Annotated in this window: 13 protein-coding genes and 6 pseudogenes; 10 read left to right on the top strand and 9 right to left on the bottom strand. The window is 61.0% G+C overall.

The window, feature by feature from the left end; translation table 11 throughout:
• Window positions 1–145 precede the first annotated feature (145 nt).
• Window positions 146–1,900, top strand: a complete 1,755-nt coding sequence (locus ASPU41_RS06200; RefSeq protein WP_083266386.1) for an IS30 family transposase — start codon at window positions 146–148, stop codon at window positions 1,898–1,900.
• Window positions 1,901–1,958: 58 nt separating this feature from the next.
• Window positions 1,959–2,345: pseudogene (locus ASPU41_RS21955) on the top strand (integrase core domain-containing protein); the annotation flags it as partial.
• A gap of 688 nt (window positions 2,346–3,033) precedes the next feature.
• Here ASPU41_RS21955 and ASPU41_RS06195 read toward each other — a convergent pair.
• From ASPU41_RS06195 to ASPU41_RS06170, 5 genes are all read right to left on the bottom strand, one after another.
• On the bottom strand, window positions 3,034–3,336 hold the full coding sequence (locus ASPU41_RS06195; protein WP_069950181.1) for a DUF4193 domain-containing protein: 303 nt from the start codon (window positions 3,334–3,336) through the stop codon (window positions 3,034–3,036).
• Between the two features lie 112 nt (window positions 3,337–3,448).
• Window positions 3,449–4,513 (bottom strand): PDDEXK nuclease domain-containing protein, encoded by a 1,065-nt coding sequence (locus ASPU41_RS06190; RefSeq protein WP_069950180.1) that lies wholly within the window; start codon window positions 4,511–4,513, stop codon window positions 3,449–3,451.
• Between the two features lie 667 nt (window positions 4,514–5,180).
• Window positions 5,181–6,617, bottom strand: coding sequence for an NADP-dependent phosphogluconate dehydrogenase (gndA, locus tag ASPU41_RS06180; RefSeq protein ID WP_069950178.1), 1,437 nt, complete (start codon window positions 6,615–6,617; stop codon window positions 5,181–5,183).
• 175 nt (window positions 6,618–6,792) lie between these two features.
• Window positions 6,793–7,749 carry an HAD-IIA family hydrolase gene (locus tag ASPU41_RS06175; RefSeq protein WP_069952517.1) on the bottom strand — a complete coding sequence of 319 codons (957 nt, stop codon included), beginning with the start codon at window positions 7,747–7,749 and terminating at the stop codon, window positions 6,793–6,795.
• 680 nt (window positions 7,750–8,429) lie between these two features.
• On the bottom strand, window positions 8,430–8,792 hold the full coding sequence (locus ASPU41_RS06170; protein ID WP_069950177.1) for a cupin domain-containing protein: 363 nt from the start codon (window positions 8,790–8,792) through the stop codon (window positions 8,430–8,432).
• A 679-nt stretch (window positions 8,793–9,471) separates the two neighbouring features.
• Between ASPU41_RS06170 and ASPU41_RS06165 the strand changes: the two are divergent.
• Window positions 9,472–11,291 (top strand): annotated as a pseudogene (locus ASPU41_RS06165) (glycoside hydrolase family 15 protein).
• Window positions 11,292–11,414: 123 nt separating this feature from the next.
• On the opposite strand, the pseudogene ASPU41_RS06160 reads toward ASPU41_RS06165, so the two are convergent.
• Both ASPU41_RS06160 and ASPU41_RS06155 read right to left on the bottom strand, forming a co-directional pair.
• Window positions 11,415–12,009 (bottom strand): annotated as a pseudogene (locus ASPU41_RS06160) (thiazole synthase).
• A gap of 246 nt (window positions 12,010–12,255) precedes the next feature.
• Window positions 12,256–12,594 (bottom strand): cupin domain-containing protein, encoded by a 339-nt coding sequence (locus ASPU41_RS06155; protein ID WP_069952516.1) that lies wholly within the window; start codon window positions 12,592–12,594, stop codon window positions 12,256–12,258.
• Window positions 12,595–13,089: 495 nt separating this feature from the next.
• Here ASPU41_RS06155 and ASPU41_RS06150 point away from each other — a divergent pair, with 495 nt between their 5' ends.
• The 7 genes and pseudogenes from ASPU41_RS06150 (at window position 13,090) to ASPU41_RS06125 (ending at window position 20,820) form a co-directional block, all read left to right on the top strand.
• On the top strand, window positions 13,090–13,470 hold the full coding sequence (locus ASPU41_RS06150) for a cupin domain-containing protein (RefSeq protein WP_069950176.1): 381 nt from the start codon (window positions 13,090–13,092) through the stop codon (window positions 13,468–13,470).
• A gap of 346 nt (window positions 13,471–13,816) precedes the next feature.
• Window positions 13,817–15,217 (top strand): NAD(P)-binding domain-containing protein, encoded by a 1,401-nt coding sequence (locus tag ASPU41_RS06145; protein ID WP_069950175.1) that lies wholly within the window; start codon window positions 13,817–13,819, stop codon window positions 15,215–15,217.
• A gap of 793 nt (window positions 15,218–16,010) precedes the next feature.
• Window positions 16,011–16,598, top strand: coding sequence for a TetR/AcrR family transcriptional regulator (locus ASPU41_RS06140; protein WP_083266384.1), 588 nt, complete (start codon window positions 16,011–16,013; stop codon window positions 16,596–16,598).
• 437 nt (window positions 16,599–17,035) lie between these two features.
• Window positions 17,036–17,171 (top strand): annotated as a pseudogene (locus ASPU41_RS23975) (IS3 family transposase); the annotation flags it as partial.
• Between the two features lie 383 nt (window positions 17,172–17,554).
• A complete protein-coding gene (locus ASPU41_RS06135) occupies window positions 17,555–19,012 on the top strand; it encodes a glyceraldehyde-3-phosphate dehydrogenase (protein WP_069950174.1) in 1,458 nt (485 codons plus the stop codon).
• A gap of 142 nt (window positions 19,013–19,154) precedes the next feature.
• Window positions 19,155–19,454 (top strand): annotated as a pseudogene (locus ASPU41_RS06130) (catalase-related domain-containing protein); the annotation flags it as partial.
• Between the two features lie 339 nt (window positions 19,455–19,793).
• A pseudogene (locus ASPU41_RS06125) lies at window positions 19,794–20,820 on the top strand (ATP-dependent 6-phosphofructokinase).
• Between the two features lie 117 nt (window positions 20,821–20,937).
• Here the strand turns inward: ASPU41_RS06125 and ASPU41_RS06120 are convergent.
• Both ASPU41_RS06120 and fbaA read right to left on the bottom strand, forming a co-directional pair.
• Window positions 20,938–21,933 carry a Gfo/Idh/MocA family protein gene (locus ASPU41_RS06120; protein WP_069950172.1) on the bottom strand — a complete coding sequence of 332 codons (996 nt, stop codon included), beginning with the start codon at window positions 21,931–21,933 and terminating at the stop codon, window positions 20,938–20,940.
• A gap of 98 nt (window positions 21,934–22,031) precedes the next feature.
• Complete coding sequence (fbaA, locus tag ASPU41_RS06115) at window positions 22,032–23,051, bottom strand: class II fructose-bisphosphate aldolase (RefSeq protein ID WP_069950171.1); 1,020 nt, start codon at window positions 23,049–23,051, stop codon at window positions 22,032–22,034.
• Between the last annotated feature and the right edge of the window lie 14 nt (window positions 23,052–23,065).

Here is a 23,065-nt window from a genome sequence, read left to right as displayed (position 1 = left end):
AGCCGTTAATCGATCGCTCTGAAACCATTGCGGCCGCCCCAGCAGCGAGGCGCGGGACTGGAGAGGGGTCCAAAGCAGCAGGAGCCTGGTAGCCAGGACCGGATTCTGTTGATCGAAGCAACACCTTCTTTCAAGGTGGTTCGACATGCATCTCAGTTCCTCTTCAGCAGCAGGTATCCGGTTTCTTGCCTCGGTAAAGCACGGGCATGGTCTCAAACCGTCCGCCCGACATGCTGGCATTGATAAAGAGGTCGGCTACCGCTGGCTGCGCGAGGAATACTTGCAGCGGCGTCGCGATGGCAAGACTCCGAGCGAGACGACGGCGGAGCTGGGGTTCACCACGTCCCGGCTCGTGGCGTGGGAAGCCGACGTCGGCTTGGTCAAGGACCGCCATCATCTTCGAGTAGACGTGGACGAGGAGGCCAAGTTTTGGGCGGCGTTTGATCGCGGGAAAAGCCTTGGGGAGGCAGCTAAGAATGCCGGTGTGAGCCGTTCGACCGGGTATCGGTGGATGCACAATCGCTTCGACCAGTTGCGTCAGTCCAAGGTGACCGTTGGGCGGTGCCAGGGCCAATTGCGTCTGACGGACCGCCTCAGCCTGAACCTCGAGCGCGACCGATTATCGCGTCTATCGAAAGAGCGGAACGCGGCAACGGCGGCGCAGCACGCCGCTTTCCTCTCCTCCGGTCGTTATGCAGACCAGATGCTCGGCTCGGTGCTCTCAGAGGCGCAGCAACGCCGTGCTGCACGGGCCGAGAAGTATTGGCAGCTGATGCGCAACGGGGTGAGCAACGCAGAAGCGTGCAGACTTCTTGGTATGCACAGAAGAACGGGGACGCAGCTGCGTCGAGCCAGCAATTTCCAGATCCCATCCATCACAGTGCCGTCCGTAACGGCGGGCCGGTACCTGGATGCGCGGGAGCGGTTGCGGATCGCGGATCTGCTGCGGCTGGGGCACTCGATGCGGCGCATCGCGGTGGAATTGGGCCGTCACGCCTCCACGATCAAACGGGAACTGGATCGTCATCGGGACGCGCAGGGCTTCTACCTGCCCCGTACTGCCGATCATGACGCCCGGCTGCAACGGGCCCGACCGAAAGTGCATAAGCTCGTTGCCAACGCCCGGCTGCGCTCCCTCGTCCAACGCAAACTCAACCGTTTCTGGTCGCCGGACGAAATCTGCGGGTGGATGAAGAGGACATACCCCGATGACCAGGCGATGCGGTTATGCCCGGAAACGATCTACCGGGCATTGCTGCTGCGTGAGGACCACGGCCTCCACCAGCGGTATGCCACGAAGCTGCGCACCGGTCGCCGCGTCCGCAAGACGCGATGGCGTACCCGCACCGGGCAGGGATCACGGATCCGCAACATGACCATGATCGACCAACGGCCCGCCGAGGTCGAAACCCGTCTAGAGGCCGGCCACTGGGAAGGGGATCTCATCGTCGGCGTCGGGTCAGTCTCGGCGATGATGACACTCAGGGAAAGGAAAACCCAGTACGGAATCATCGTGAATCTGCCGTTGGATCACACCGCTGCGAGCGTCAACGCGGCCGCCATCAGCGCGTTCGCGAACCTGCCAACACACCTGAAGCGAACACTCACCTGGGACCAAGGCGTGGAAATGGCCAGCCACGAGGCACTAACAAAGAAGACCGGGGTTCCGGTCTACTTTGCCGAACGCTCCAGCCCCTGGCAGCGCGGCGCTAACGAGAACTTCAACGGGCTGGCCCGCCAATATTTCCCCAAAGGCACCAACCTCTCCGTTCACAGCGCTGAGCACGTCTCTCACGTGATGCGCGAACTCAACCAACGGCCACGGAAGACCCTCGACTACGACACCCCGGCAGCACGATTCAAAGCCGAACGCACCGCGCCGGCCGCCGCTTTGCGATAGCCTCAAAGCACCGGGAAATACACCCAAAAAACACGCATCTGTTGCGTCGACCCCCAGAAACCGCCTGCGCACCGAGCTCGTCGCCGACGCACTCAGGAACGCCGCCGAGACAACCCGGATCGAGCCGTCCGCGATCTGGCACTCCGATCGGGGCAGCGTCTACACCTCGACTCATTTCAGGGCCCTGGTGGCCAGCCTGGGCATGCGCTCCTCGATGGGCCGCACCGGCGTGTGCTGGGACAACAGCATGGCCGAATCATTTTTCTCAGCCCTGAAAAACGAGCGCGTCTATCGGACCGTTTACGCGACTAAATCACAAGCCCGGAGAGATGTCATTCGCTACATCGAGGGGTTTTACAACAGCCGGCGCCGTCACTCCGCGCTGGGTTACCGGCGGCCCAACGAAGTCCACTATGGTTATCAACAGCCAGCCTTGGCAGCGTAGAAGAATCCACTAATTCCGCTGTCCGAAATCACCGCAGCAGCTCACTCGCTGCCGCACGGGCGAGACACCCCGAACGCTTCACCACCACCCGGGACCCCAGAATCCTCGCCCTCCCCGGACCCGCGTGGATCAACCAACCCAAGGACATCACCGAACAGTCAGCCGCCTAACTCCCCTTGGTACCGTTCAGCTTGAAAAATTCCGCCTCCCGACAACATTCTGTCGGCCCCGTTTGGTACGTTGCCTTCATCAGCTACGTCGGGGGTGATTCAAATGGCTGAACGCAATAGCTATCTCGTAGTACCAGGTGAAGACGGATGGAAGGCAGAGCGGGAGGGCTCCTCTCGTGAGCCTAGGAGTTCACCCGCTGAGTGGTCGATGGGCTCACCCAGGCCGTTGCGGTGCCCGTCGAGATCGACAAGTTCCCCTGCCAACGATAGGATTCTCAGCCCATTGCTGGATGCCGCAGCGGCGACTATACCTCCTTGGTCCTGATGATCCTGGCCACTCCCCCACCCGTCAGGCTCACCGGTCGAGGATAATTTCGCCTTGGATTTAAGACCTTGTGCGCCGGCGCCAGATTGACCGCTCCAGGAGGCTTGCTGGCCTAGATTCCGTTCTGTGGTAAGCGGCTTGCGGGCGATCTCACACTGTTGCTGTTGGTTCGGGCATAGGAAGGAGCTGCGCGCTAGCCTTCACACTCGACGCAGTACGAGTGGCCGTCCTTTTCGCGTGCCAGCTGGGAACGGTGCCTGACCAGGAAACAGGAGTAGCAGGTGAACTCGTCTCCGGCCTGGGGAATAACTTGGACGGTCAGTTCCTCGGCGACGAACTCTCCGCCGGGCGTCATCGCCTCATCCAGCGCGTCGGCCTCGTCCAGGTCGCGGACGACGCTTCTGGCATCCGGTGCGTTCGCGGATTGCAAGGCCTCCAGGGAACGGTCCTGTGATTCCATGACGTCGGAACGTACTTCGTCGTAATCGGTTGCCACTGCGGTGATTCTCTCCTCTGATGCGTTTACTGGATCGAAATGCAAGATACACCATGGGTTCGGCTTTTCCCTGCCGCAGGACCGGAGCAGTCTTGGTATGACTATTCGGTCGTCAGGCTTGCCCTGGAGTGGCGTTGTCCTTGGCGTCTGGTTCTGCCCATTCCAGGGCTGCGACGATGTGTCCTTCGTTAGGAAGTACTTGTTGTTCCGCGGGGGGGAGCTTGTCGTAGGTGTACGCGGCGACGGCCATAGGTGAAGTGGAGCGTCCCAGGCTGTACCGGACGCTGCGGTCATTCTTCGTGCCGCAGATGAGGATGCCAATAGTTTCGTTGTGGTGGCCGCGCCGGAGGACGTCATCGACGAGGGCGACGTAGAAGTTGAGCTTGCCGGCATATTCGGGCTGGAACTTGCCGGTTTTGAGTTCGATGACGACGTAGCGGGATTGTTCGACGTGGAAGAACAGAAGGTCGACGTAGAAGTCGTCCCCGTCGACGTCGAAGTGGACCTGACGGCCGACGAAGGAGAAGCCGGGTCCGAGCTCACGCAGGGTCTCCGTGATCCGGCTGGTCAGGGCGTTCTCGAGGTCGCGTTCGGCGACTTCACCGGACAGGCCCAGGAACTCGAAGTTGTAGGGGTCCTTGGCGACCTGCTGCGCTAACTCAGAATGTGGCGCAACAAGCTGTTGCGCAAAGTTAGAAGGTGCGGCGCCAGTGCGCTCCAGCGTCTTGTTCATGATCATGTTCATGAGGACGTTCCGGGACCAGCCATAGTTAACGGCAGCTGCGGCATACCAGTCCCTGTCTTTCCGGGGCTGAATCTTATCGAGCAACACGGTGATGTGACCCCATGGCAATTGCGCAACAGGCTGTTGCGCAATTGAGGATTCCGGCCAGGCTTTGGCGAAGGTGGTCATGTATTGAAGGTTCCGAGGAGAGAACCCCTTCATCTCAGGGAATTCAGCGCGCAGATCCTCCGCCAGCCGTTTTATGACGCCACTCCCCCAGCTTTGGCCCTCCTGCTGTGTCCTCACGTCGTTCCCGATGGACCAGTACAGCGCGATCAGCTGGGTGTTGACCGTCCGCAGCGCCGCGGTGCGGGCAGTCCTGACCCGGTGCTTGAGCTCACTCAGGAGATCCGTGTAGCCGAGGGGAAGGGCGAGGTCACGCGGATCAGTCATGGGTTCCATCCTAAGGAGCAGGTGCCCGTCACTCCGACGGATTTGCTCAGCCGAAGATACCGGCCTCGGGTACGACGTGCGACAGCAGCCCCTCGATCCAACTTTTAGTGGAGGCCAAAGGCTTCAGGAAAGGCGCCACGTTCAATGTCTAGCAGCTTCCTCGGGAGCTGCTCTGCCTGCAGGCGCACAGCGGCAACCGCGCACCCTTGCTTCTGCTGGTCCTGACCACTCCCCCACCCATCAGGCTCGCCGGCAGTGGCCGCCACGAGGTCGTCGACGCTGGTGTGCCGTGTGCCGTGGGTCTTGAGACCTTGTGCGCCCGCGCGGGAACCCATTCGAGGACGGCGTGGGGGCAATCGTTAATCTCTTCTGCCGTCTGACGGAGGTCAGCTGCCACAACAACGCTGAGCTCGATGCCTTTGGGGACGTATCGACGGCAATGCCATTGGCGTTCTCGGTGCCAGGGGCTCGCGGGATCACAGAAATAGACGTGAGTTCCCATCGCGGATGTGAATTTCGGCGTGCTTGGCCATTTCCGCTCTTCTCTCGCAAGGACGTAGATACGACTATCGCCGGGCAGCTCGTGAACCCCGAAGACCCGCCTCGGCACAGAATTCCTTTGTCATCTTGCGAACGCCATAAGCATCGCGAATCCTGTCTTGAAGGCCTAGTGGGTGTCCACGGCTTCGATTTCGGACTTGTCCTCGCCCCAGAGGGTGTGGAAGGTTCCTTCGGCGTCGACGCGGCCGTAGGTGTGCGCGCCGAAGAGGTCGCGCTGGCCCTGGATCACGGCGGCCGGGAGGCGCTTGCGGCGCAGGCCGTCGTAGTAGGCCAGCGAGGAGGAGAATACCGGAACCGGGATACCGAGCTGGACCGCGGTGGCGACCACGCGGCGCCAGGCCGGGAGGACGTCGGCGATCGCCTTGGTGAAGGCCGGGGCGAAGAGCAGGTTGGCCGGCTTCTCCGCCGCGGCGTAGGCCTTGGTGATCTCCTTGAGCAGCTCGGCGCGGATGATGCAGCCGCCGCGCCAGAGCGACGCGATCTCGTCCAGCTTCAGGTCCCAGCCGTATTCCTTGGCGGCCGACGTGAGCATGTCCAGCCCCTGCGCGTAGGAGACCAGCTTGGAGGCGTACAGCGCCTGGCGGACGTCCTCGACGAAGCTCTCGGGGACCTCGACGTCGGTCTCGCCGCCGGCGAGCAGTTCCTGGGCCAGCTTCCGCTGCTCCGTCTGGGAGGACAGGGCCCGGGCGAAGACCGATTCGGCGATGCCGGAGGTCGGCGAGCCCAGCTCGAGCGCGGAGATGACCGTCCAGCGGCCGGTGCCCTTCTGCCCGGCGGCGTCCACCACGACGTCGACGAACGGCTTGCCGGTCTTCGCATCCACGTGGCCGAGGACCTCGGCGGAGATCTCGATCAGGAAGGAGGCGAGGTCGCCCTTATTCCACTCGGCGAAGATTTGGGCCTGCTCGGCCGGTTCAATCCCTGCGCCGGAGCGCAGCAGGTCGAACGCTTCCCCGATGACCTGCATGTCGGCGTATTCGATGCCGTTGTGGACCATCTTGACGAAGTGGCCGGCGCCGTCGGTGCCGATCCAGGCGCAGCAGGGCTTGCCGTCGACGTGGGCGGCGATCTTCTCCAGCAGCGGGCCCAGGGCGTCGTAGGACTCCTTCGAGCCGCCGGGCATGATTGAGGGGCCGATAAGGGCGCCTTCCTCTCCGCCGGAGACCCCGATGCCGACGAAGTGCAGATCCTTCTTGGCCAGCGCTGCCTCGCGGCGGCGGGTGTCCTCATAGTGGGAGTTGCCGGCGTCGATGATGATATCGCCCGGTTCCAGCAGCGGCTCGAGCTGTTCGATCACGGAGTCGACCGGCTTGCCGGCCTTGACCATGATCAGCACGCGGCGCGGCTTCTCCAGCGAGTCGACGAGCTCCTGCAGGGTCTCCGTGCGGATGAAGTCGCCGTCCGTGCCGTGCTTAGCCAGCAGGGCATCGGTCTTCTCAACGGACCGGTTGTGCAGGGCAACGGTGAAGCCGTTCCGGGCCAGGTTGCGGGCGAGGTTGGCCCCCATCACCGCAAGGCCGGTGACACCGATGTGTGCTGTCATCAAAACTCCCAAATTAGTTGGTCCCGCAATGGAGGAATGTAGCCCTTCAATCCAGGGCGTCTTCGCCAAAGACTCAAGGTTGATAAATCGTTGCCGCCAAGGTGAAGTTACCCCAGTGGCGTAATTTGACTCTGGCCGAGGACGAGGGCTCCCTAAGGCCTCACTTCTCAATGGCCTATTCCTCGTCAAGAAATCGCAGCGGCGGCAGACTTGCTGTGTGTTGACGGGGTGATGCCGCCCACCAAGCCGCACAGCCTGCCCGCCAGGTGTCCACATTCTCGCGTGCGCCGCCCATTATGACGACGCCATCTTCAACGTTCGCGCGAGATCCGCCGGAGGTGTAGACACCATCCCTCTCGGTGATGTCCGGGTACGGCTGATGCAGTTGGCCGAGGTCTGAGAACAGATACATGGGGCGCTGCTCGGTCACGGCGGCCAGCGCGTTCTCCGCCGTGTCTACCCCGGTGAGCACCAGTGCAGTGGCCATACCGGCACGGTTCCCGCCGAGGATATCTGTGTCAAGTCGGTCCCCGACCACCAGCGCCTCGTGGACGCCAAGGTGATTCGCCGCCGTCTTGAATAGTTGCGCTTCGGGCTTGCCTGCAACTATTGGGGCTTTGCCCGTGGCGGCACTCACTGCGGCAACGAGAGTGCCGTTCCCGGGTGCGATTCCGCGCGCCTGTGGAAAGGACATGTCCGTGTTCGTGGCTACCCAGACGGCGCCCCCCGCCACCGCAAACGCGGCTTCTGCCAGGTCTTTCCAGCCGAGCGTGGGCTCGAAGCCCTGTATCACCGCATCCGGAAGGGGGTCGGCAGTGGTCACGGGGACCAATCCCTGCTCCGCGACATGCCGGGCAAGAACAGCGCTGCCCGTGACGAGTACCGTGGCTCCTGGCGGCACCTGCTCGGCCAGCAGTTCCGCACCTGCGAGTGCGGAACCAAAGACCTGCTCAGCTGTTGCCGGCGCTCCCAGTGCCCGGAGGTGGGCAGCTACCTCGGCTGAGGACCGAGACGCGTTATTGGTTACGTAGGCCAGTGCGACGCCAATGTCTTCGAGCTTTTCAAGCGCTTCGGTGGCTCCGGGGATTGCCGACGGACCTGCGTAGACCACGCCGTCGAGATCGGAGAGCACTGCACCATAACGTTGGGCCAGTGCTGACTCGAGCGGCTCACTTACTCTTACTTGGTTCCGTATCCTCAGGGGGTCCTCGCTGGGGCTCTTCTCTTCATTGGAGGTTGATTCTTCCGCACCAGTTCTTGGGGTGGCACCTGGGCCGTCTGCCGAGCTGACGCTCTGGACAGTATCCCTTGCAACACTCCGGTTCAGCGCAGCGTCCTCACCGTCACCGAGGGATAGGTCCAGCCTCCCTTCGGAGAGCTCGCTCGGTTGGGAGGTCATACTCATTTGAATTTACCCTTCTGCTGCTACTCGCCGACACCGTCTCCGGCTGGCGGTGTCGACAGCTGCTCGACCGAGCAGCGCCCTTTCTACTGTGAAGTTCGAGCCCCTGGGTGGCGGGCCCGGAGTTAGTTCCTTCTCCGCTGCTGACGTTAAGCAGGTCGCGGAGTGGAACAGGGCTGCATCCATGGAGGGCTAGGTGTTGTGTTGGTCGCTGGCCGTCGGCGGCCTGCCTATCGGAGGCGAGTATCCGCCCTGTGATCTGGTTGGTCAGAGTTGTTACGAAGTCTTTTACCCGTACGGCGCGTTTGCAGTCTGATGTCGTGCTGATTCGTTGTTCTTAGCAAAGCCCGCTCATGATCATCTGTCGGGCCCGGAGTGCGCCCCCGGGCCCGGAGCGGCAGAGTTCTGTGTCAGGGCACAAAAATTACAAAGAACTTTCTAATCCGTTCTTGGATTTCCCAAGTCCCTCGCCACCCGATGGGAAAGACGGCTGCAGTTCCGGCTTCCACAGTGACCGGTTTACCGCCATCCTCAGTGATGACCATTCGGCCTTCAAGGACGTGAATCACCTCACCGCGCTCCAAAAACTCCCACCGAGAAAGGCCTGGTTCAGCTTCCCAGACTCCAGAGAGAATGCGAGAGTCAGCGCTCGTAAAGGGAATAGTGATTCGCGTCGGGATGTCGTCGCTCAGTACCTCGGCGAGGGGCGGGCCGAGTAGGGATTCGTCTAGCTCCCCTTCGAAAAGTTCGCTGGGCTGGAAGGTTATGCTCATCTGGATTTGCCTTTCTGCTGCTACTAGCCGGATAGCCTCTGGCGGGCTGGTAGTAATAATGACCGCGGCTCGATTGAGCAGCGGTGGTCAATCGTCAAGGGGGATGCCGCGCAGGCCCGTCTCTCTGGTCTCATCCCATTGTTTCGAGGTCGAGTTTGGTCGATTCAGGGGTCAACGGCCGGTGACCCGGCCCTCGCCGGGCAGACACGTGAAAAAGGCAGGCTGCTGTACGGGCGCAAATGGGACTACCAGCCATTGCCCGCCATAAAATTCCACGTACGAATCCGAGGGGCACCCTGCATAGGCTTCTTCTCGTGTCATGTCGATCTGTCTTTCTCGCTAGGTCATGAATTGCTGGAAAGGGAACTATCTCCTCTTCCGCCGGAGGTGGGCTTGGCATCTATCCTCCTGTCATTTGCAGGCAGTGGAAACGCTAATTTGGAATGGTTTTAACCACCCCTTTGGATAGGTAGCACCGTAAATCTACGTACGACGGCTGGGACAGGTCGGCCTTTCCTGCCGAGGTGGCTCCCACGATGAACAGCGAACGCGAGGTGGCGGGCGGGGGTAGTCCAACCAGATCCCGAATGAGGAATCTGATGGTCTGGCGGTTCGGCGCCGATCAGGTAGGACAGCCCACGGGCCTAACTTGGATGAACAAGGTGTGATTGAGTGGAGCATGGCTGCACCAATAGAGGACTACGCATTGCTATCGGATCTTCAAACCGGGCCTCTCATATCCCGGGATGGCAGCGTGGACTGGCTCTGTTTCCCGCGCTTCGACTCGCCGTCCGTGTTTAGCAGCATCTTAGGCACCGATGACCACGGCCGCTGGCTGTTGGCGCCCAGCGAGCCAGGCGCTGTCGTTGTCGATCGACACTACATAGACTCAACATTCGTGCTCCAGACCATCTGGAAGACTGGTGGCGGAAACGTCCTAGTTACCGATTTCATGCCGCTTGGGGATAACGGTTCGTCCCTGGTCCGCCGTGTTACCGGGCTGGAAGGCAGCGTTGAAATGCGTCAGGAACTTCGGATCCGGCCAGGATATTCAACGGTCTTACCTTGGGCGAGTCGTGTACGCGACACTGCGCAGACGGCGGCACCGGTCCTGTTGGCCATGGCCGGTCCGGATGCTCTCGCACTGAGAGGACCTCATCTTCCACAAGCACATCAGCACGGGCACGAGGGAAAGTTCCTCATTTCGAAGGGCGAGCAGGTTGATTTCGAGCTAACGTGGTTCCCCTCGCACCGCCTCCTGCCAGCAGCGATTAACGTTGATTTCGCTCTTGAAGAAGCCACTGAGTATTGGAGCCGCTGGGGAAGCCATTGCCGGCAAGATGGTGTCTATGGGGGCGCGGTTAAACGTTCGTTGTTGGTACTCCGGGCTCTTACGCATTATGAAACGGGGGGATTGTTGCAGCGCCCACGACGTCCCTCCCCGAGGATTTCGGTGGACCACGGAACTGGGACTACCGATACTGCTGGTTGCGGGATGCGGCCCTGACACTGGAATCGATGCTGACCCACGGCTATGAAACAGAGGCGCTTCAATGGCGCAACTGGCTCCTTCGGGCACTCGCCGGCGATCCCGAGCAGATGCAGATTATGTACGGCGTTGGGGGAGAACGGGAACTCCCTGAACGCGAGCTCCATCACCTCCCTGGCTATGCGAACTCTAAGCCTGTGCGCGTTGGAAATGCGGCAGTATCGCAGTTCCAGGCTGATGTTGTCGGCGAAGTGATGGTGGCATTGGAAAGACTGCGTATGGCCGGAGGTAAAGAAGACCACTTCTCTTGGGCGCTTCAGCGGGCACTTTTGGGATTCGTCGAAAAACACTTCGACGACAAGGACTTCGGCCTTTGGGAGATGCGCGGCGACGCGCAGTACTTCACGCACTCCCGGGTAATGATGTGGGCCGCCTTCAACAGCGGGATCCGGGCGGTACGGATTCACGGTTTACCTGGAAATGCTGAGAAGTGGGAGCACCTCCGAGAGCGGTTGCGTGAAGAGATAATGCGCGAGGGATTCGACCAAAGGATTGACTCCTTTACGCAGACATATGGCGGAAGGCAAACAGACGCGGCGCTACTGGTCATGCCACAGGTCGGCTTTCTCCCCTACAACGACAAGCACATGCTGAGCACAGTCACACGGCTGGAAGAAGAACTCCTTACCGACGACGGCCTTCTCCTGCGCTATCGAACAGAAAGTGGCGTCGACGGCCTGGCACCGGGTGAACATCCTTTCCTCGCATGCTCTTTCTGGCTCGTGGAGCAGTACGCGCGCACAGGTAGACAAGCCGAGGCAAAGATCCTTATGGATAAACTCGTAGGGCTTGCCAACGAGCTCGGTCTGCTTAGCGAAGAGTACGCAACGAACGAAAAGCGGATGGCCGGGAACTTCCCCCAAGCATTCTCACACTTAACCCTAGTCAGGGCGGCAGACGCTATGCATGGGGTTGACCGCCTCAGTCTGGCCGTCGACGCTGTAGTTTAGTGGCAGGGCGTCGGAGGTGCCTCGATTGAAGTAGCCAGCGGTGTGGTTGCCTGCTCAGGCGTCGAACATGGGTGCACTCAGCCTTCTCCGGATGTTGGGCCCAACGCTGGCTCCGTCCGTCCTCTAGGAACTTGCCCGGCCTTCCATCGCGGACGACGCCTGTGCATGCTCGCGGCGCGGGATCCGCCCGGCGGCTTTCGCCAGCTACCGCTGATGGCTGCATGCTTTCAAGGCTTCGCCCATGAACACGCGGTTCTGCTCCCTGGTCACGGCCGTGACCAGCAGCGCGGCGTCACTGCCCAATTCCATTGAGAAGGCAGCGTCAGAGGCGTTACGGGGAGTCGTTGGTGTATGAGACTTTGAAACCACGGTTGACGAGCTGCTCAGTGGCACTGACGAGTTCTACGGCATGGGGCAGGAGCGTGTCCTCTGCTGCCATGACTTAGAGGTTGGCCCATTCCGTTTCGAGGGCCTCGCAGGCCAGCTCCGCCGTCACGACGGCATTTCTTGCGGTGAAGCAGCCGGCAGTGTTTGGGAGGACCTGACGTTATTGGCCACGAGCAGCAGTATAGAAAGGGAACCTGTTTCGGCGGGCGAGTAGCGGCGCATGGCTACCGTGGTCAGTCAGCTCCGCGCCGGGGGCCAGGAGCGCGGCACCGAGTCCGTCAAGACCGGGCGCTCCACCTGTGCCCGAGATGGGCCGGGAGCTCAGTTCCATGCCGATGACCAGGCAGTCGGTGTCTATTCAGCGCAGTTGTTTGGTCCTCATCCGCATCCACCCTGGATTGCCATCACGAAGTCGATGTCATCGTCCACAGAAATCGAGGTGGTGCCAATGGCTGCACGGCACCACCTCGGAGTAAAAGCCTTCGCTATAACGCTTGCCAACCAAATCACAGGGCGGGCCGTTTTCTCAACGGGCAGGCCACCGACGGCCGGCAGGCGGGTGTAGCAGTAGCGCGTATTAGATTTCGAAGTATCGGAAGGAGTGTGACTCCAGGCCCTCGGGGTTGGGTCCGTAGATGGTGACCATGCGTGCGTAGACCGGTGCCCAGTACCGGCCGAGCTGTCCGGGGTTTACGCGTGCCGAATCGCCCGGCCTCAAGATGACAGTCTTGCCTTCGCTGGCAATGTGGAGCTCGCCTTCCAGAACGAAGTTCGTCTCGGTGTGGGGGTGGAAGTCTTCCCAGCCACAGGAGTTCAGTTCCCACTCGGAGAGTATGAAATCATCCCAGCCGCCTACTGGATCGGCGTTGATGAACCTGCAGTGCAATCGTTGCCATTCATCCTTCATAGGCGTCATGGCCTTCATTGGCCAAAAGTCGATTTTTTCCCCGGTCTTAGGTGCCGGGGGCTGAGAGGTGGTGGGAGTGGGAGTGGCCATTTTTTGACCCCTTTCTTCAGCGCGTCATCTGCTATGCGGAATGCTCCTGTGAATCCGGGGAGAGCGCGTCATCGCGATCTGGGTCCCGCCGCTGTCCACTTTGACAGGGACGTGCGTTCAAGTCAATCGTCTAAAAGAATGGGTAAGATCCAACATCCCTATCGGCCCGCTTGAGGAAAAGTCTTCTTGAACGATTGACTTGCACGCTTGTTCATGTCATCTTTTTTGTACGAGCAAACGTGAGAAGCATCACAGTACCAAGGCTCGTGCCTGCGCCCGAAAGGCCTCTAGGAAACTAGAGAATATCAACTTTGTGATGATCCCCCGAGCCCTCACGGGGCTACCAACTTGATCTTCAAGGCAGTTCTGCCTGCATCCCAGACCACCAGGTCTTTCCCCATTCAAAGGAGAATCATGGAAACCACACTCGTAGGAACACTCAGTAAAGCTGGATCCATCCACAAGGTAGAAGGCGGCTATATCGGGCTGCCGTCCATGAACGAACCTGGAACGGTCGCTGCGATCGGCGACTCCCTCCACAACCCGGAGGGGTCCGTCATGAGCGCCGGATTCTTCGAACTGAAGGCTTCCGAGCCCTTGGTATACACGTACACCTACGACGAGATGAAGGTCGTCGTGCAGGGTGAGTTCATCCTTACCGACCAGTCGACAGGCGAAGTCACACACGCCAAAGAGCGCGACGTGCTGTTCTTCCCCAAGGGCACAACGGTCAAGTTTGAGACCCCTGAGTACGCTCTAGGGTTCTTCGCCGGCGACCGCAATTTCGCCCCCTAGACCCAAACAACTCGGGTCGGTTCCATGCCGTCGCCACCAGGCGCCGGTGGAACCGGGCGTCTAACGTGCGGCATTGACGGGGCCCGCCGGCCAAGGCGGTTTGCCGTAAAGACTTTTTCGGACCTGAGATGCCTGACTGAAGGGTCGGGGGTCGGATCATCTCCGGGCTTGGGAGCACCACTCCGGGCGAGCTGGCAAGGATGGCGCCACCCTCCCGCATTCTCTAACCGCTTTCTCGACGTACGGGCGTGGGCTTTGCACTGGCCGCACCCGGACTGAGACACGTAGCCCAATAAAAGCGCCGCATACCGGCGACCTAAAAGATCTTTTTGTAGAGGAGAACACCATGGTATTACGAGTCGGAATCATTGGTGCCGGACCCAGCGGACTGGCACAACTGCGGGCGTTTGAATCAGCACGTCAGAAGGGCGCCTCGATCCCCGAAATCATGTGCTTCGAGAAGCAAGGCGACTGGGGCGGACAGTGGAACAGCAGCTGGCGGATCGGGCTGGATGGGCACGGTGAGCCGGTGCACTCCAGCATGTACCGCCACCTATGGTCAAACGGGCCCAAGGAGTGCCTGGAGTTCTCGGACTACTCCTTTGACGAGCACTTCGGCCGTCCGATTTCCTCATTCCCGCCTCGCGAGGTCCTCTTCGACTACATCAAGGGCCGCGTGGAAAAGTCAGACGTCCGCAAGTACGTCAAGTTCAATACGGTTGCCCGCCACACTAGCTACAACGAGGCCACGCAGGAATTCACGCTGACGGTTGAGGACCTCAAAACCAACCTCACGGAGACCCATGTATTCGACAAGCTGGTGGTGGCCACCGGCCACTTCCATGTTCCCGCCATCCCCGAGTTCAAGGGCATCAAAACCTTCCCGGGCGAGGTTCTGCACGCCCATGATTTCCGCGGTGCCGAGCGCTTTTACGGCAAGAAGCTGCTCATGATCGGCAGCAGCTATTCCGCCGAGGACATCGGCATGCAGTCCCACAAGATGGGCGCCGCGTCCCTCACCCTCAGCTACCGCACGGCCCCCATGGGTTATCACTGGCCGGAGAACACGGTGGAGCGCCCGCTGGTCACCCACTTTCAGGGCCGCACGGCCTACTTTAGTGACGGCACACACGATGACTTTGACGCGGTCGTTCTTTGCACCGGATACCAGCACAAATACCCGTATCTGCCCAGCGAGCTGTCGCTGAAGTCACCGAACGTGCTGTACCCCGGCAACCTCTACAAGGGAGTGGTATGGCAGCAGAACGAAAACCTGTTCTATCTGGGTGCCCAGGACCAGTACTACACGTTCAACATGTTCGACGCGCAGGCATGGTTTGCCCGCGATGTGATGACCGGAAAGATCGACCTTCCGTCGCTCGCTGAGCGCGACGCGGACATCCAGCTCTGGCTCGAGCGCCAAGCCGCACTGTCCGATCACGACGCAGAAGCCGATTTCCAGACGGACTATCTGCGGGAACTCATCGAAGCTACAGATTACCCGCCCTTTGATCTCGACGCCGTCTGCCAGTTGTTCAAGGACTGGATGCACCACAAGCACGATGACATCCTCGGGTACCGCGATATGCTCCACCGTTCAGTGGTCACCGGTACCCTGGCGACCCAGCACCACACCCGATGGATCAACGCAATGGATGACTCCATGGAGCGCTACCTGCACGGCACCTCCCAGAATCTGGACAACATGACACCCGATAATCTCACCGAGACAGTAGCCGCCGGGTAACGAAGGACCCGTACGTGGCTGTTCGGGTACCCCTACGAACAGGGATTAGCAGGCGGCCTCGACCGGCCGTCCCCGATGCAGCTCGAGCACCTTCTCTAGATCCCCTCCGCTATTGAGGGCGAGGAACAGCCTTCGCCCTCGAGGCCTCCCAAGGCAGCAGGGGTGTCCCCGGCAGTGACAGGCCGCCGACTGGTCTTACCAGACGGCGGCCTGCCACGCCTACGAACCAGCGGGTCTACTTACACCCCATCACCTTGGTGGCGGACATCGACACCGACAACACCCTCATGGCCGAGGAACAGTTCGGCCTGGCCATCACAACGGCTAGGGATCTCTTATGCCTTCGGCGGGTTGCTACTCGGTCATGGCAATGGCTTTTCTCTCACTTGAACGACGGTCATGTCCCAGTCCCGAGGCCGCCGTTCCACGCAGCCGATTGGTCGCGCCTGAAGTCAGACGAACCTGTCACAGTCTCTGACGACCTCTACTCCGCAGGGCACGTCTAGGTCGAAGATGTAGCACCAAGTTAAGGGAAGACCCCACAAAATATGGCGCCTCATCCCCCACTAAACTGACGCGAAGGTATTTGTGCCCGCTAGAAAACTAGCAATCCAGCCGGCCGCTGCGATCGTCTAGGTACCGGCGCGGCCTCCAACGCGATATGCGTTCCTTCAAGCACGAACAGAAGTTCAGATCAGGCGTTCCAGACAGTGCTACAACCTTTCACTCTCCAAGCAATACTCTTAGGAGGTGTCCTAGGCGGGCCAAAAATCGCGAGACTGGAGAGCGAGCTATGCGGGTGTCCGCAAAAGATCGAAAAGAACAGCTGATTTCAGCAACTGTGGAACTGATGAGGCGTGAGGGTGTTCAGTCCGTGACCATGCGGGCCATTGCTAAAGAGGCTAATGCCCCCTTGGCAACTGCGCATTATTGCTTCAGCGGTAAAGAAGAGCTCATGGAGGCGGCCGCTGAGGCCTGGCTGAAGAACCTAAGCAGTTTTTCCGGTGACATCCCGGTCCACGTGGGCCTCCGTAAGGCGGTGGAACAAGTAGCCCAAGGCTACTGGCGGGCGTTGGAAGAAGAGCCGGCCAGTCTCCTTGCTGAGATCGAACTCATTTTGTGGGCAACACGCAATGCCCCCGTCAGCCCGCTGGCCGCGAAGATCTATCCTGCCTACGAGGTGGAGCTTGGAAATCTCTTCTCCTCCGCGATCCAAAACAATGGTGATCAGTGCCGCATCGGCGTCCCCGACCTCGTAAGGTCTTTCCTTATGATCTACGACGGCGCGGCCCTTCAATACTTGACTGACCCCACAGCGACCGATCACCGCGCCTTGTTCTTCATGACGCTTGATGCACTGCTGACCAGGGCCGGCGTCTAAAACTCGTCTGCCGTCAACCGTGCCACGCGGAGAGATAAACGACCGAAATGATCTCGCTTTCAGGAGCAGAGACCGGAACGGGAACGCACGGGTATGTTCGAATGCGCGGCTGCGCACCCGGATCCAAAACCGATTAGGCAGTATCTTAAGCTCCGAACAGCCCGAGGATATCCGACAAACGATTGGCGCTTCCTCAACAGTTGGTAACCGTGAGCTAGATCGACTTCGCCAATGGGTCGACAAGGTCGCACTCACGCCGTCGACGGGATCAGCACATTCGTGGCTTCCTATGGGAAGGCATGAGCCAGCTTTGCTGTTTCATCTCCGGCTCGAGCGGCGAACTGTCAGCTGACGCTTGGGACATTCCGCTGCGGACGTCGACCAGATCACGAACATGGATTAGGGGGCTTGGCGGTTCCGCGCCGCTCAGTCTGCCGCTGCAGAAGAACGTCCTGAACCGTCGGCTGGCTCACCAGCAAGAACCTGCGCCTTGCCATCACGCCCTGGATCGAACGGACTTACCACCGCCGGCGACGGCAAAGACGGCCGGGCCAACTCACGCCTATCGACTAATAAACAATCAACCGGACTACGCTCACAGCGGCCGGCCCGGGCCCCATGCGCGCTTCGGGCGAATCGACGGCGTCGACTCTGCGCCCGCTATCGCCGGCGGCGGCAGGGAGGCGCAATGGGGGTCGGATTTCTGTCACCACCGCGTTGTCAGTGGATACTGCGGCCCTTGGATACAGCGGGGCACCCCGTGTCACTCAAGCCACACTCGAAACGTGAAGGTCCGGGCCCATCATAAAGGGTGGTTTAAACCATCCTGAATTAGCGTTTCACCTATCCGCAAATGACAGGACCATTGGATGTAACGCCATCTCTGTAGGAGGAGACCCCGCTTTTGGAAAGGCAGCCCGGTGCTACAAACCTCAGATTCTTGTTTTGATGCCTGGATGGGCCGGGAGGCCCTCGCCGAGGCCATGATTCCGGTGATCGGCCGGCTTTACCGCGAGAATAACGTGGTGACCAGCATCCATGGCCGGAGCCTGATCAACAAGTCCACCATGAACATCTTCAAGGCGCACCGCTTCGCCCGCAGGATCAGCAATGACGAACTGCTCCTGGAGGAGACCGCTCCCCTCTTAAACGTTCTGGCAGGGCTGGAACTCGGAGCGGCAGCGATCGACATTGCCCGGCTGAGCCAGAAGTTTAAGGAAGATGGCGGCGACGCTACCCTGGAGGATTTTCTCCGCCAGGAGCTCGCAGAGGTCGTGGGCAAACGCGGCAACAACGACCGCACCAGCACAGATGTCGTGCTCTACGGCTTTGGCCGCATCGGCCGGCTCTTGGCCCGCGTCCTGATCGAAAAGGCCGGTGGCGGGCACGGCCTGCGCTTGCGGGCCATCGTAGTGCGGAAGGGGTCGGACAACGACCTCTCCAAACGTGCCAGCCTCCTGCGCCGCGACTCGGTCCACGGCTCTTTTGAGGGCACCATTCGTGTTGACGAGGAAGCCGACACCATCACCGCCAACGGTGTGCAGCTCCAGGTCATCTACTCCGATAATCCGGCCGCCATCGACTACACCGCCTACGGCATCCACGACGCCCTGGTGGTGGACAACACCGGCCGCTGGCGCGACGCCGAAGGCCTATCGCAGCACCTGCAGAGCAAGGGCGTTGCCCGCGTCCTCCTGACGGCCCCCGGCGAGGGCGAACTGAAGAACATCGTTCACGGCATCAACCACCACACGATCGAAGACACCGACCAGATCGTGTCGGCAGCCTCCTGCACCACCAACGCCATCACCCCGGTGTTGAAGGCCATCAACGACAAGTTCGGCGTCATCCACGGCCATGTGGAAACGGTGCACTCCTTCACTAACGACCAGAACCTGATCGACAACTTCCACAAGGGCGACCGCCGCGGACGCTCGGCCGCGCTGAACATGGTCATCACCGAAACCGGTGCCGCAAAGGCAGTAGCCAAAGCGTTGCCCGAGCTGCTCGGCAAGCTCACCGGCAGCTCCATCCGTGTCCCCACACCGGACGTTTCGCTGGCCATCCTCAACGTGAGCCTGGAAAACGGCACCACAAAGGAGGAAGTCAATGACTACCTCCGGGAGATGTCCCTCCACTCGGACCTGCGCAAGCAGATCGACTACATCGACTCACCCGAAGTGGTGTCCACCGACTTCGTCGGTTCACGCCGTACCGGCATCGTGGATGGCCTCGCCACCGTTTCCACCGGGAAGAACCTGGTCCTGTACGTCTGGTACGACAACGAGTTCGGCTACAGCTGCCAGGTGGTCCGGGTCATGGAGGAAATGGCCGGCGTGAATCGGCCGTCCTTCCCCGCAACGGGAGTGGTTCAGGAGGCCATGTCGGTGCTTGCGGCCTTGGGATCCGTCTAGGTGCTTCACCCACCCTTGATACGTAGGGAATAAATCAACGAAACGAAGAGGCAGAAGCAGTTGCACTCCCACTTCAAGCCCAAGCGCCGAAATATAGGAGAACAATGACTGCCATTTCAACAACCCAGTCTGGTGCCCCCGCTGGGATAACGACGGTGAGCTCACCCTCTCCGCGCACTCGCTGCACGCCGAGGATGGCGACTTCGGCCAGGCCGGCACGCTGTACCGCGAGGTGTACAACGACAGCGAGAAGGCCCGCCTGCTGGACACCGTCACCGACGCCGTCGGCGGCGTCAAGAATGCCGGGATCAAGGAACGCGCCATCCAGTACTGGACCAACGTCGACACCGAGCTTGGCGCCAAGCTGCGGGCCAACCTAGGTGCGGCGACTGTCGCGTCAGCGCCGGACTCCGACGCCGAGTCGGCCAACAAGATCGGCTAAACGACTGCGCCAATCCCGCCGGCTGAATCCCTAACGAATGAATCTGAGGAAATTCAATGCATGTTGGTCCGCTTGCGGCTGAGGACCGGCCTTTCGTGGCACCGGTCACCGGTCACCGGCCCGCGTCCCGCTCCTCCAAAGAGACCTGCACCATCTCCTCCGATACTGCTCCCGCGAGGCCGTGAACGTGAGGTGCAGCAGCTCATCCACGACCTCGCTCTTCTCGCAGCGGGGTGCGATGCGCCAGTCAAGTAGGGCGGAGTCCAAGCAGGAGCTTCTGTCCGTCAGCTCAGCCCTTGCACCATGCCTTAATCCTCTTCCCAGAATTTGAGCCGATACATGAAAATTGGAATTCTCACTAGCGGGGGCGACTGCCCCGGACTGAACGCCGTGATCCGCGGAGCGGTCCTTAAGGGCATCGCCATCCAAGGCCACGAATTTGTCGGGTTCCTAGACGGCTGGCGGGGGGGTGGTTGAAGGCGACATCATCGACATCCCCCGCACCATGGTCCGCGGCATCGCCAAACAGGGTGGAACTATCCTGGGTACGTCCCGCACCAACCCCTTCGAAAATGGCGGTGGCCCGGATGTCATCAAGGCCAACATGGAACGCTTAGGCATCGACGCCATCATCGCCATCGGCGGCGAAGGGACCCTGGCCGCCGCGAAGCGCCTCACCGACGCCGGCCTCAAGATCGTAGGTGTGCCCAAGACCGTGGACAACGACCTCGACGCCACCGACTACACGTTCGGCTTCGACACGGCCGTGCAAATCGCCACCGAGGCCATCGACCGGCTCCGCACCACCGCAGAATCCCACCACCGGTGCATGATCGCCGAGGTTATGGGCCGCGATGTGGGCTGGATTGCCCTCCATGCAGGCATGGCCGCCGGCGCCCACGCCATCCTGGTCCCGGAGCAGAAGGTCAGCATTGAGCAGATCACCCTGTGGGTGAAGGAAGCCCACGCCCGCGGCCGTGCACCCCTGGTGGTGGTGGCGGAGGGATTTGTTCCGGAGCACATGGAGTCCCCGCACTCCCAGCGCGGGCTGGACACCTTTGGCCGGCCGCGGCTGGGCGGAGTCGCGGACCAGCTAGCCCCCGAGCTTGAGGCCCGTACCGGCATCGAGACCCGCGCCACCATCCTGGGGCACATCCAGCGCGGCGGCGTTCCCTCTGCCTTCGACCGCGTCCTGGCAACGCGCCTGGGCATGGCGGCGATCGACTCAGTGGTGGAGGGCCGCTGGGGCACCATGGTGGCTCTGAAAGGCACCAATATTGAGCATGTGAGCTTTGAGAAGGCCCTCGGCCAGCTAAAGGTTGTTCCCCAGAACCGCTACGACGAAGCCGCGGTCCTGTTCGGCTGAACCGGGCACTCCCCCTAGGCTGGTCATGTATCTCTTCAGCGGGTGCTAGACGAGGGGCCACCAGAAGCACCCATAGCCACAACCGCAGGTTGGACAGCGCCAGAATGCGGTCTCGGTTCAGACGCTCTGTTCCTGTTTCCGCGCTGCCCTGTCGAGAGCTTCCAACACCCGCGCGTTGTTTGCCGCGTCCCTTAGACCGTAGCGGAGCGGCGTACCGCCCATGACGCTGTCGGCGAAGTGTTCGCCCATCCGTACGAAGTTGTTTTCGCCCTTTACCGCGTGATAGGTAGTGTCCTGCCCGAAGTGATGCTCCTCTAAGACAGAGTCCTCCTCCAAGAGGCCAAAAGGATTGTCGAGGTAGAGTCGCCCCTCGGTCCCCGTGATTTCCAAAAAGTTGCGGCGCTCGAGGTTCAGTCCGGTATCAAAAAGCGCGGTTGCGTTGCCGGGAAAGCGCAGCATGCCAGCAATGCTGAGCTCAATTCGACCGCTGTCGTTGGCGTCGCGGTAGTTACCAAAGGCCGCAACTCGAGCGGGTTCCTGGGCGGTGACCATCCGGCTCACGTTGACGCAGTAGCAGCCCGTATCGAAAAGTGCGCCGCCGCCGAGCCCCGTGTACCAGCGGATGTTGTCGTCTCCGCCCGCGTCGAAAGTGTGACCAACGTGGACAAATGTCAACTTGCCCACCACACGAGCCTCGAGCAGCTCTTGCAACTTCTCGAAACGCGGGTGAAAACGGTAAGCGAAGCCCTCTAAGACTTTAAGACCGGTCGCATCGGCCTTGCGTGCAATCTCCTCGCATTCGGTGACGCTCATCGCCAAAGGCTTTTCACAGAGGACGTGCTTGCCTGCGTCCAAGGATTTCAGAATCCACTCGAGGTGAAGCGCGTTCGGCAGCGGAATGTAAACAGCGTCGATGTCCGGGGAAGCGAGCAGCGCCTCATAAGATTCAAATACCCGTGAGATGCCGTGCTTGTTGGCGAACTCTCTAGCCCTCTCCTCCGTGCGGGAAGCGATACCTACTACCTCACCGTTTTTCGTTCCCTGCAACGCCGGAATTGTCTTGCGTACGATGCGGGCGCCTCCCAGGACGCCCCAACGCAGTTTCTCGCTCATTTAACACTCCTTTTAGCAGGCTGCCCAGAAGGCTCTGCGACGGGCCGAACTCTGCGGGACGACCCACCATCAGATTTTGCGGAACTCGTCCGACATCCCTAGAACGTCTTGCCGGTCGAGCCGAGCTGCCGGGCAGCCTCGACGACGCGTGCCGCGAGGCCCGCTTCGGCGGAGGCGCCCCAGACCCGGGGATCGTACAGCTTCTTGTTCCCGACCTCCCCGTCGACCTTCAGGACGCCGTCGTAGTTGCGGAACATGTGGTCCGCGACGGGGCGGGTGTACGCGTACTGGGTGTCGGTGTCGATGTTCATTTTGATCACGCCGTAGGAGACGGCGTCGGCGATCTCCTTTTCGGAGGAGCCCGAACCGCCGTGGAAGACCAGGTCGAACGGGTTGGCCTTGCCGATCTTGGCACCGACCTGCTCCTGGATGTCCTTGAGAATCTCCGGGCGCAGCTTGACGCCGCCGGGCTTGTAGACGCCGTGCACGTTGCCGAAGGTCAGCGCCGTGATGTAGCGGCCGTTCTCACCCGAGCCGAGAGCCTCGATGGTGGCCAGGGCGTCCTCAACGGTCGTGTACAGCTTGTCGTTGATGGCGTTCTCGACGCCGTCTTCCTCGCCGCCGACGGTGCCGATCTCGACCTCGAGGATCATCTTCGCGGCAGCGGTGCGCTCCAGCAGTTCCCGGGCGATGCGCAGGTTCTCCGGGAGCGTCTCGGCCGAGCCGTCCCACATGTGGGAGCTGAAGAGCGGGTTGCGGCCGGCCTTGACCTCGGCTTCGGAGGCTGCCAGCAGCGGCAGCACGAAGCCCTCGAGCTTGTCCTTGGGGCAGTGGTCGGTGTGCAGGGCGATGTTGACGCCGTAGTTCTTGGCGACTTCGCGGGCAAACGCGGCGAAGCCGAGCGAGCCGGCAACCATGTCCTTGGTGGAGGCTCCGGACCAGTACGCGGCGCCGCCGGTGGAGACCTGGACGATGCCGTCGGACTCGGCCCCGGCGAAGCCGCGGAGGGCTGCGTTAAGGGTCTGGGAGGAGGTGACGTTGACGGCCGGGAACGCGAAGCCGCCCGTCTTAGCGCGGTCGATCATCTCGGAGTAGATCTCTGGGGTTGCAATGGGCATGCTGACTCCTGTGC

The organism is Arthrobacter sp. U41 (assembly GCF_001750145.1).
In the GTDB taxonomy this organism is placed as follows: Bacteria; Actinomycetota; Actinomycetes; order Actinomycetales; family Micrococcaceae; genus Arthrobacter.
This window is presented reverse-complemented; position numbering and strand designations above follow the sequence as displayed.